The sequence below is a fragment of the Longimicrobium sp. genome (genome assembly GCA_036389795.1).
In the GTDB taxonomy this organism is placed as follows: domain Bacteria; phylum Gemmatimonadota; class Gemmatimonadetes; order Longimicrobiales; family Longimicrobiaceae; genus Longimicrobium.
In genome coordinates, this window is sequence record DASVWD010000217.1 from 1 (window position 1) to 9,516 (window position 9,516).

General features: G+C 72.9%; 9 protein-coding genes. 6 read left to right on the forward strand and 3 right to left on the reverse strand.

The annotated features are described in order from the left end of the window. Positions 1-149: 149 nt before the first annotated feature. Both VF746_25390 and VF746_25395 read right to left on the reverse strand, forming a co-directional pair. The gene (locus VF746_25390; protein HEX8695775.1) at positions 150-926 is read right to left on the reverse strand and encodes a protein phosphatase 2C domain-containing protein; all 777 of its coding nucleotides are present in this window, start codon (positions 924-926) and stop codon (positions 150-152) included. After that, complete coding sequence (locus VF746_25395) at positions 923-1,468, reverse strand: FHA domain-containing protein (protein ID HEX8695776.1); 546 nt, start codon at positions 1,466-1,468, stop codon at positions 923-925. The genes VF746_25390 and VF746_25395 overlap by 4 nt, the downstream gene beginning before the upstream one ends. A 215-nt stretch (positions 1,469-1,683) precedes the next feature. Between VF746_25395 and VF746_25400 the strand changes: the two genes are divergently transcribed. The 3 genes from VF746_25400 to VF746_25410 all read left to right on the forward strand — a co-directional run bounded on the left by VF746_25400 (position 1,684) and on the right by VF746_25410 (position 4,545). After that, positions 1,684-3,378, forward strand: a complete 1,695-nt coding sequence (locus tag VF746_25400; protein ID HEX8695777.1) for a diguanylate cyclase — start codon at positions 1,684-1,686, stop codon at positions 3,376-3,378. A 217-nt stretch (positions 3,379-3,595) separates the two neighbouring features. Continuing rightward, positions 3,596-4,147: a Panacea domain-containing protein gene (locus VF746_25405; protein HEX8695778.1), complete on the forward strand. Its 552-nt coding sequence runs from the start codon at positions 3,596-3,598 to the stop codon at positions 4,145-4,147. Between the two features lie 194 nt (positions 4,148-4,341). Beyond that, entirely contained in the window at positions 4,342-4,545 is a 204-nt protein-coding gene (locus VF746_25410; GenBank protein HEX8695779.1) for a hypothetical protein, read from the forward strand. Positions 4,546-4,612: 67 nt separating this feature from the next. Here the strand turns inward: VF746_25410 and VF746_25415 are convergent, their stop codons facing one another. Continuing rightward, positions 4,613-5,530, reverse strand: a complete 918-nt coding sequence (locus tag VF746_25415; protein ID HEX8695780.1) for a LysR family transcriptional regulator — start codon at positions 5,528-5,530, stop codon at positions 4,613-4,615. A 672-nt stretch (positions 5,531-6,202) separates the two neighbouring features. Between VF746_25415 and VF746_25420 the strand changes: the two genes are divergently transcribed. The 3 genes from VF746_25420 to VF746_25430 all read left to right on the forward strand — a co-directional run bounded on the left by VF746_25420 (position 6,203) and on the right by VF746_25430 (position 9,249). Next, entirely contained in the window at positions 6,203-6,808 is a 606-nt protein-coding gene (locus VF746_25420; protein HEX8695781.1) for a thioredoxin family protein, read from the forward strand. 327 nt (positions 6,809-7,135) lie between these two features. Continuing rightward, the gene (locus VF746_25425) at positions 7,136-8,635 is read left to right on the forward strand and encodes a pyridoxal-dependent decarboxylase (GenBank protein HEX8695782.1); all 1,500 of its coding nucleotides are present in this window, start codon (positions 7,136-7,138) and stop codon (positions 8,633-8,635) included. Then, positions 8,620-9,249, forward strand: coding sequence for an NADPH-dependent F420 reductase (locus VF746_25430; GenBank protein HEX8695783.1), 630 nt, complete (start codon positions 8,620-8,622; stop codon positions 9,247-9,249). The genes VF746_25425 and VF746_25430 overlap by 16 nt, the downstream gene beginning before the upstream one ends. The last annotated feature ends 267 nt before the right edge of the window (positions 9,250-9,516 follow it).

Below are 9,516 nucleotides of genomic sequence, written 5' to 3' on the forward strand. Positions count from 1 at the left end.
ACAGATTGGCATCACACAGAGGACACGGAGGACACGGAGAGAACTTCAATCTCTTCCGCTGTTCCTCTGTGTTCTCTGTGCCCTCTGTGTGAGACCTTTTCAGGGCTGATACCCGAACGATTCCCTGCGAAATGGTATGAGGCTTGTTGTTATGGGGTTTCGTCCCCTGCGCCCGCCGGAGAGTCGGGGTCGAAGAAGCGCACCAGGACCACGGTGATGTTGTCGCGGCCGCCGCGCACGTTGGCGCCGTCGATGAGGAGCGCCACGCGGTCGGCCAGGGGGTCGGGGCGGGAGAGGATGCGGCGCAGCGACTTGTCACCCAGCATCCCGGTGAGGCCGTCGGTGGCCAGCAGCACCACGTCGCCGGGGAGGAAGGTGCCGGCGTAGACGTCGGGCTGGTCCAGGTCGGCGCCCAGCGCGCGGGTGAGCACGTGCGACAGGCGGTGGCGGCGCGACCCGCGCTCGCTCAGGCGCCCGGCCTCCACCTCCTGCTGCACCCAGGTGTGGTCGCGCGTCACCTGGAAGAGGCGCCCGTCGCGCAGCACGTACATGCGGCTGTCGCCGATGTGGCCCAGGCGGAAGGTGCCGTCGTCGCACACCACCAGCGCGGTGGCCGTGGTGCCCATCCCCGTGGTGGCGGGGTTCTCGGCCGAGTAGGCCAGGATCGCCTCGTTCGCCAGCCGGAACGACTCCTCCATCGCCCGCGCCAGGTCGTCGGCCCGGAGGCCCCGGTCCACCCCCTCGCGCAGCGCCGTCCCCACCGCCTCCACGGCGATGGCGCTGGCCACCTCGCCCGCGGCGTGCCCGCCCATCCCGTCGGCTACCAGGAACACCCCGCGCGGGGCGTCGATGAGGAACGCGTCCTCGTTCCCCGCGCGCACCAGCCCCACGTGGGTGGCGCCCGCGGCCTCCCAGGAGAGCCTCACGGCGCCCGCGCGGCCGGGGCGGTCGGGGCCGGCACCGGCACGGGCTCGGGCGGCGGCGGGGTGGCCAGGTCCACGATCACGTACGCCAGCACGGCCAGCAGCAGGAGCACCAGCACCGCCAGCCATACGGGGAAGCGGAAGCCGCGCCGCTCCTCCTTCAGCGTGGCGGGCGGCGGCGGGGCGGCGAAGCTCTCGCGGGCGGAGCCCGGGTCGGCCCCGGCCACCTCCTCGAAGTTGAACTTGATGCCGCCCAGGCGCACGGTGGTGCCGTAGGGGAGCGGCGTGGGGACGTTCGGCGCGAGCTTCACCCCCTCGACCGCGGTGCCGTTGGTGGAGCCCAGGTCGGTGATGCGCCAGGCGCCCAGGTCGAACTCCAGCCGCGCGTGCTGGGCCGAGACCGAGTCGTCGTCGACCACCACGTCGCACCCGGCGCCCCGCCCGATCACCACCACCGGCTGGGGCACGGGGATCTGCTCGCCGTAGCGCGGCCCGGCCGCCACCGAGAAGAGCGCGAGCGGGCCGGCCTGCGGGACGCTGGACATCGTGGCGGGTCTCCTGCCCTGAAGAGGTGAGGCGGCAACGGGTTGCGGGTCCGGCAACGTATCGCGCCGCCGGAGGCGTGGCAAGGCTCGCGCGGCAGCGAAATTTCTTGACGGGAGGCGCTCCGGTCGGTATCATCCGTAGTCGCTTGGTCTCCCTCCTTTTGCGTCGCCTTCCCGTGATCCGCCGTCTCCTTCTCCTCGCCTCGCTCCTGCTCATGGCACTTCCCGCCGCGGCCCAGGCCCCGGCGGAGGACGCGCGCGTGCTGGTGCTGGACGGCGCCTGGAAGGCCGCGCGCGGCGACCGGGGCGCCTGGGCCGACCCGGCGCTCGACGACCGCGCCTGGACGCCGGTCGCCGTCCCGGGCGACTGGGAGCAGGCGTTCCCGGACTACGACGGCTTCGGCTGGTACCGGCGCACGGTGGAACTGCCGCGGGACGTCGCCGACGGGCCGGTGGGGATCGTCTTCGGCACCGTGGGCGACGCCTTCGAGGTGTACTGGAACGGGGTGAAGGTGGGCGGCGCGGGGCGCTTCCCGCCGCGCTTCGTGGAGGGGGTGGGTCCCACGCTGCTGATGGTGCCGCCCCAGGCGCTGGCCCGGCGCCCGGGAGGGCCGCACGTGCTCGCGGTGCGCGTCTACAACGACTACGCGTACGGCGGGATCCTCAGCCCCGTGAAGGTGGGGCCCTACGAGGCGCTGGCCCGGCAGCGCTCCCCGCGCGACGTGGTGATCGGCGGGCTGGTGTCGTTCTTCCTGGCCATCGGCGTCTACCACTTCGCCTTCTTCCTGCGCCGCCGGCAGGCGCGCGAGAACCTGTACTTCGCGCTGCTGAGCCTGGCGGTCTCCGTCTACGGCGCCACCTTCTCGGGCGCGGTGGCGGGGGCGGTGCTCCCGTACCTGAACCCGTACCGCCTGGGGCTGATGGCGCTCCTGGCGGGGGGGCCGTTCTTCGTGGCGCTGGTCTACAACCTCTTCGACCTGCGCTACCGCCGGCGCGAGCACGCGGTGACCGCCGCCTTCCTGGCCGCGGCGGCGGTGGCGTCCCTGCTGCCGCTGGGGGTGCTGGCCGAGCTCAACAAGTGGATCGACGCGGCGCTGGCGGTGGGGATGCTGGCGATCGTGGCGCGCGCGGCGCGGGCCTCGGTGGGGCGCCGGCCGCACGCGCGGCTGCTGGTGGCGGGCACCGCCGCCTTCGCCTTCGCCTTCGTGTACGACCTGGCCAGCGAGCGCCAGCTGGTGCCGGTGGCGCGGGTGCTCCCCGGGGTGCCGTCGCTCTTCTGGATCGGCTTCCTGGTGTTCGTGGTGACGGTGGGGATCGCCACGGCGGGGAAGTGGGCGCTCACCGAGGTCACCGCGCTGGTGGACCCGCTCACCGAGCTGTCGCGCCGGCACGTGCTGGAGGAGGCGCTGCGCCGCGAGGCCGACCGCATCGTCAGGAGCGGGGGCTCGCTGGCGCTGGTGATGGTGGACCTGGACTTCTTCAAGCAGGTCAACGACGCCCACGGCCACCGCGTGGGCGACCAGGTGCTGGCGCGGGTGGGCCGGCTGCTGCGCTCCACGGCGCGCAACATCGACCTCCCCGCGCGCTGGGGCGGCGAAGAGTTCGCGGTGCTCCTCTACGACTCGGGGATGGAGGGGGCGCTCTCGTTCGCGGAGCGCTTCCGGGCGCACCTGCGCGAGGTCCGGGTGGCGGTCCCCGGCGGCGCGGTGCAGGTGACGGCCAGCGTGGGGATCGCGGTGGGCGCCGGGCTGGTGGACGCCGACGCCCTGATCGACGCCGCCGACCACGCCCTCTACCGCGCCAAGGGCGAGGGCCGCGACCGCCTGGTGGGCGTCAACGTCGCCGCGGGCGCGGCGGCCCCGGTCCCGGCCCCGGCCCCGCGCGAGGCGGCGTACGCGGAGAAGCGGTAGGGCGCGGCGGGAGTCGGATCGAGATTCTTCCGCGGATGAAAGAAGCCCCTCACCCGGTAGCCGGGGAGGGGCTTCGGCGTGCCCGGACGTACTTGCGGAACGCGCCGTTCTGAGTGTACTGTTTGGGGAATGCGATTGGCCTCCGCCGAGTCTGGAACAGGAACCTTTCTCGCCTCCGTGTGTCACGGATCGTGAAAAGGCCCTCCAGGAGAAACCGATGCGCGCCAGGTACCGCGAAGACAAGGCGACCCAGGCCGCCGCCCGCCTGCTCCGGCACGCCGGCGGCCGGATGAGCCATCTCAAGCTGATCAAGCTGCTGTACCTGGCCGAGCGGGAATGTCTGGCACGCCTGGGAAGCCCGCTGACCTACGACGCCTATGCGTCGCTCCCGCACGGCCCCGTGCTGAGCGCGACCCTGGACCGGATCAACCAGGGCCAGTACTACGCGGGCGGATACTGGGACCGGCACATCGCCCCGAAGGAGAACCACGAGGTTCAGCTGCGGGACCCGGAGGGCGTTCCCGGCGATCAGCTTTCCCCCGCGGAAGAGGAGCTGATCGACGCGGTGTTCCAGCGGTACGGCCACCTCGGGCGCTGGGAGCTGGTCGAGCTCACCCACAAGCTGCCGGAGTGGGAAGATCCCAACGGCTCCGCGCTGCCGATCCATCCCGCCGCCATCCTGCGGAGCGAGGGATATTCCGACGAGGAGATCGCGGACGTCCTGGCCGATTGGGAGGAAGTCGCGCTCGCGCAGTCGCTGACGTCCTGAATCGCAAGATCGGCCGTGGCGATCCGCGCCGGCGACACGTTCCTCCTGACGCAAGCGACGGGTCGAAGCCGCACCTGTGGGTCCTGCTGTGGGGCCCCGCGGGTGCGGCCGACGCGTTCCTGGGGGTCTTCCTCACCACCTTCAGGCCGTACTCGGACCGGACCTGCGTGCTCGCCGTGGGTGACCACCCGTTCGTGAAGCACGACACGAGCGTGAACTACGGGGCGGCAACCCGCTGGACGGAGGAAACCCTCGACGAGCTGATGAAGCGCGGCACGGGCCACCCTCGGGAGCCCGTTTCAGCGGAACTGCTCGAGCGGATGCGGGCGGGCTTTTTCACCTCACCGCGCACTCCCCACGCCATGATCCGGATGGCGCGCGAAGACTTCGGCGCCTGACCGGACGCGACTCCGGAACGGCGGCCTGTCGACAAGGCAGCCGGCGACGAATTCTGGCAGGCGGATCTCAATCCCCCGCCACCACCGGGCACGCGCCGCACATCTCCTCCACCAGCAGGCGGGCGAACTCGGCCACGTGCGGCGGGGTCGTCTTGTGGCGTGGGACCAGGGCGCGCCAGCGGCGGCGGAAGCCGTGCGCGGTGAGGGGGAGCGCGCGCACCGCCCCGCTCTCCACCAGCGGCGCCGCCGCCCAGCGCGCCAGCACCGTGATCCCCATCCCGGCCTTCACCAGCTCCAGGATCGCCTCGGTGAGCTGCATCCGCGTCCAGCGCGCGGGGCGCACCCCGGCGGGGCGCAGGACCTCCGACAGCACCGTGCTGTCGCGCTCGTCCAGGTCGTAGGTGATCAGGTGCTCGCCCGCGAAGTCCTCGGCGGCGAAGAAGTCGTCCCACGCCTTCGGGTGGCCGGGCGCGACCACCACCACCAGCTCGTCGTCGAAGAGCGGGAAGGCGCGTAGCCGCCGGTCGCGCACGGGGGTGGAGACGATCGCCAGGTCCAGCTTCCCAGCCAGGAGCGCCGGCACGGGCCGGCGCGTGGCCTCGGCCACGATGTGCACCTCCACGGCGGGGAAGCGCTCCTGCAGCGCCGCCAGCACGGGCGGGAGCCAGTGGTAGCAGGTGTAGCACTCGGTGCTGATGCGCAGCACCGCCGCGCGCCCCGCCACCAGCCGCTTCACGTCCTCCTCGGCCCGCTTGAGGCCGGCGAGCGTCTCGCGCGCCGCCTCGGTGAGCCGCGCGCCCGCCGGTGTGGGCGTCATCTTGCGGCCGCTGCGCTGGAAGAGCGCCGTCCCCACGCGCCGCTCCAGCTTGCGCAGCTGGTGGCTGGCGGCGGACTGCGTCACGTACAGCTTCTGCGCCGCGCGCGTGACGCTCCCCTCGTCGGTGATGGCGGCCACCAGCTCCAGGTCCCGCAGGCTCAGTCCCATCTCGTTGTCTCCCGGGTCGAACGCACTTCGCACTCAGGACTTCACACTTCGCACTGCGGTTTGGGCGTGTCCCTCCGCTGCGCTCCGGGCCGGGCTGCGCGCGCGGTAGGGCACGATACCACTGTGCCCAACCGCGCCGGGCCACCGCCACGAAACCCCTGTGGCGGCGGCGTCCCGGCCCTGTCGGGCGCGCATCCCTCACGCGGGGATGCGTCGCGAGCAGCGCCCCGGGGGTCGTAGAGGCGAGCATGCGAGTCCGAGCACAGGTGGCATCGGCGCAAGAGACCGCCTGCCGCGCATGTACTGGCATCCGCCGGTCGAGGCATGCCTCGCCCCTACGAGGATCCCGCTCCTCGCACCGATCCTCGTCATGTCCACCCTCTCCCGAAGTTGGGAGAGGGTTGCCGCTCCAAGGCGGCGGGTGAGGGCCCCGCGCCGGAGCCTGCCTCTCCGATCCAGCAACTTCCGGGTGGGCGCGCCGCTCGCTCCGGCGTACCTTCTCATCCCAGGTCGGCGCGCGCCCGCCGACGCGGGCCGCTCCATGAATGATAATCATGCTTCGCGTGAAAAACGCAAGCTTGTGTTCATGGACGGCGCCGGCGGATATTGTCGCTGCGGGCGAACGACACCGTCAATGGCGCCGCGGACGCGGCCGATGCATGGGAGGGAGCGATGGAAGCGACGATCGCGTGGCATGGGCAGGGCGACGTGGAGGACGCGCTGGAGCGGGCGCGGCGCGAGGACCGGGCGGTGCTGGTGGATTTCTGGTCGCCCGGGTGCAAGGGGTGCCAGGCGTACGAGCGCGAGACGTACCCCGACGCCGACGTGGCGGCGTTCCTGAACGAGCGCTTCGTGGCCATCAAGTACAACACCCACCAGCCGAGCGCCGACCTCAAGCGCCTGACCGGCACCACGGCGCTGCTGTGGACGCCCACGCTGGTGGTGCTCACCCCGCAGCTGCGCGAGGTGCGGCGGATGGTGGGCTTCCTCTCCCCGGACGAGCTGCTGGCGGAGCTGGGGATCGCGCTGGGGCTGGCGGATCTCGCGCGGCAGCGCTACCCGGAAGCGGCGGCGCGCTTCGCGCCGGTGGCGCACACCGACCTGCCGACCGCAGCCGAGGCGCTCTACTGGCTGGGCGTGGCCGAGTTCTACCGCGGGGGCAAGAGCATCGCCCCGCTGGCGCCGCACTGGCGGGCCATCGGCGAGCGCTTCCCCGAGAGCACCTGGTGGACGCGCGCCGACGTGCTGGACGAGGCGGCGGTACCGGCGGCGGCGTAGAGGCCCTCTCTCCCCCGGCCCCCTCTCCCCCAATGATTGGGGCAAAGGGGGAGAACTCGGCACGGGAGGCGGAGCCCGGCGTGATCGGCAGGGATCGGGCTGGCTGTTCCCTGTTCCCTGCCGTTGCGTGAGGGATGCGCGCCCGGAGGGCCGGGACGGCGCCGCGACACGGGGTATCGTCGCGGCGGTGGCCCGGCGCGGTTGGGCACAGTCGTATCGTGCCCTACCGCGCGCGCAGCCCGGCCCGGAGCGCAGCGGAGGGACACGCCCAAAACTGCAGTGCGAGGTGCGAAGTGCGTTTCGACTGATTTCTGACCAGGCCGAACGATGGACGTGAGACCGTACCTGGAGCCCCGGCCGGAGGAGGGGCTCGACCCCGACGACTGGGACGCGCTGCGGGCGCTGGCGCACCGCATGGTGGACGACGTGGTCGACTTCCACGCCTCGGTGGGCGGGCGGCCGGCGTGGCAGCCGGTACCGCCCGAGGCGCGCGCGGAGATCGGCCGCGAGCCGCCGGCGGAGGGGGTCGGCGCGGAGGCGGCGTACGAGCGCTTCCGCCGGCTGGTGCAGCCGTACCCGTTCGGCAACGTGCACCCGCGCGCCTGGGGGTGGGTGAACGGCACGGGCACCACGCTGGGCGCGCTGGCCGAGATGCTGGGCGCGGCCATGAACCCCAACGCCTGGGGCGGCGAACAGTCGGCGGCCTACGTCGAGGCGGAGGTGATCGAGTGGGCCCGGCGCGCCTTCGGCTTCCCGGCGGAGGCCACGGGGCTGCTGGTGAGCGGCGGGTCGATGGCCAACTTCGTGGCGCTGGCCGCCGCGCGCGAGGCCCGGGGCGGCCCGGCGGTGAGCGAGTCGGGCGTGCACGCGCTGGACGCGCAGCTGGTGGTCTACGCCTCGGAGCAGACGCACAACTCGGTGGACAAGGCGGTGGGGCTGCTGGGGATCGGCTGGCGGGGCCTGAGGAAGATCCCCACCGACGCGCAGTACCGCGTCGACCTGGCGGAGCTGGAGGCGGCGGTGGCGGAGGACCGCGCGGCGGGGCGGCGGCCGGTCGCGGTGGTGGGCAACGCGGGGACGGTGAACAGCGGGGCGATCGACGACCTGGAGGGGCTGGCGGACTTCTGCGCGGAGCAGGGGCTGTGGCTGCACGTGGACGGGGCGTTCGGCGCCATGGCCGCGCTCTCGCCGGCGCTCAGGCCGCTGGTGGCCGGGCTGGAGCGCGCGGACTCGCTCGCCTTCGACCTGCACAAGTGGATGTACGTGCCGATCGAGGCCGGCTGCGTGCTGGTGCGCGACGCGGAGGCGCACCGCCGCCCGTTCTCGCCGGGGGCGGCGTACCTCGCCATGGGCGACCGCGGCCCGGCGTCGGGGCCGGCGAACTATTCGATGCTGGGGATGCAGCTCACCCGCGGCTTCCGGGCGCTCAAGGTGTGGATGTCGCTGCAGGCGCACGGGACGGACGTCTACGGCCGGCTGGTGGAGCAGAACGTCCGCCAGGCGCGCGCGCTGGAAGAGCGGGTGCGCGCCCACCTGCGGCTGGAGCTGATGGCGCCCGTGCCGCTGAACGTGGTCTGCTTCCGCTACCGCACGCCGGGGCTGGACGCGGCGGCGCTCGACGCCTTCAACCGCGAGCTGCTGGCGCGGGTGCAGGAGTCCGGCGCGGCGGTGCCCTCCAGCACCGTGATCGGCGGCGGCTTCGCGATGCGGGTGGCGATCACCAACCACCGCACGCGCCTGCCGGACCTGGACTTGCTGGTGGAGGCGGTGGCCAGGCTGGGCGACGGGATGGCGGCGGAGTGGGGGGCGGAATGCGCGTCGGCGTGATCGGGTGCGGGCGGATGGGCCGCGCGGTGGGGACGCTCCTCTCCCGCGCGGGGAGCGAGGTGCGCTTCGGCTCGTCGGACGCGGCGCGGGCGGAGGCGGTGGCGCGCGAGGTGGGCGGCGGCGCCACCGGCGGCACCTACCGCGCCGCGGCGTCGTTCGGCGAGGTGGTGGTGCTCGCGGCGGTGTGGCCGGGGATCGCGGAGACGCTGGCCGCGGCGGGGCCGCTGGAGGGGAAGGTGCTGGTCGACTGCACCAACCCTGAGGCGGAGGACGGCGGGGAGCTGCTGCTGGGGAACGACTCGGGCGCGGAGCGGATCGCGCGCCTGGCGCCCGGCGCGCGCGTGGTGAAGGCCTTCAACCACGTCTACGCGCAGGTGCTCGACCGCGGGCCGGACTTCGGCGGCGTCCCGGCGTCGGTCTTCCTCTGCGGCGACGATGCGGACGCGAAGGCCGTCGTCGCGGACCTGGTCCGCGCCACCGGCTTCGACCCGGTGGACGCCGGAGGGCTGGACGCCGCCCGCCTGCTGGAGCCGCTCGGCGCGCTGGTCGTGCACCTGGTCCACCGCATGGGCCACGACCCCGGCGACACGTCGTTCGCCCTGCTGCGGCGGTGAGACGGATGAATGACGGGTGGATGAAGCGAGCGGGCATCCGTGTCGCTACCGCGCCCGACCCACCTGGCAAGGTCAGAAGATTCTTCGGCCCTGCGGGCATTCGTGCGGATGCTGGTCCCGTGTGATCGGGCCCAGACTGTGTCAAAACTGTCTCCTGCGAGGTAAATTGCTGGCGATCCCACAGCCAGCCAGGGAGCGAGCATGGGCTACATCACCGGGGTTGACCGGGATCAGCAGGTGCTGTTTCCGGAGACGCTGGATGAATAC

Bases quoted from the DNA above. Each gene is read 5' to 3' on its own strand.
- VF746_25395 (HEX8695776.1), bottom strand. From the start codon at position 1,468: ATGTCCAGCGTCCCGCAGGCCGGCCCGCTCGCGCTCTTCTCGGTGGCG.
- VF746_25400 (HEX8695777.1), top strand. From the start codon at position 1,684: ATGGCACTTCCCGCCGCGGCCCAGGCCCCGGCGGAGGACGCGCGCGTG.
- VF746_25405 (HEX8695778.1), top strand. From the start codon at position 3,596: ATGCGCGCCAGGTACCGCGAAGACAAGGCGACCCAGGCCGCCGCCCGC.
- VF746_25415 (HEX8695780.1), bottom strand. From the start codon at position 5,530: ATGGGACTGAGCCTGCGGGACCTGGAGCTGGTGGCCGCCATCACCGAC.
- VF746_25420 (HEX8695781.1), top strand. From the start codon at position 6,203: ATGGAAGCGACGATCGCGTGGCATGGGCAGGGCGACGTGGAGGACGCG.
- VF746_25425 (HEX8695782.1), top strand. From the start codon at position 7,136: ATGGACGTGAGACCGTACCTGGAGCCCCGGCCGGAGGAGGGGCTCGAC.
- VF746_25430 (HEX8695783.1), top strand. From the start codon at position 8,620: ATGCGCGTCGGCGTGATCGGGTGCGGGCGGATGGGCCGCGCGGTGGGG.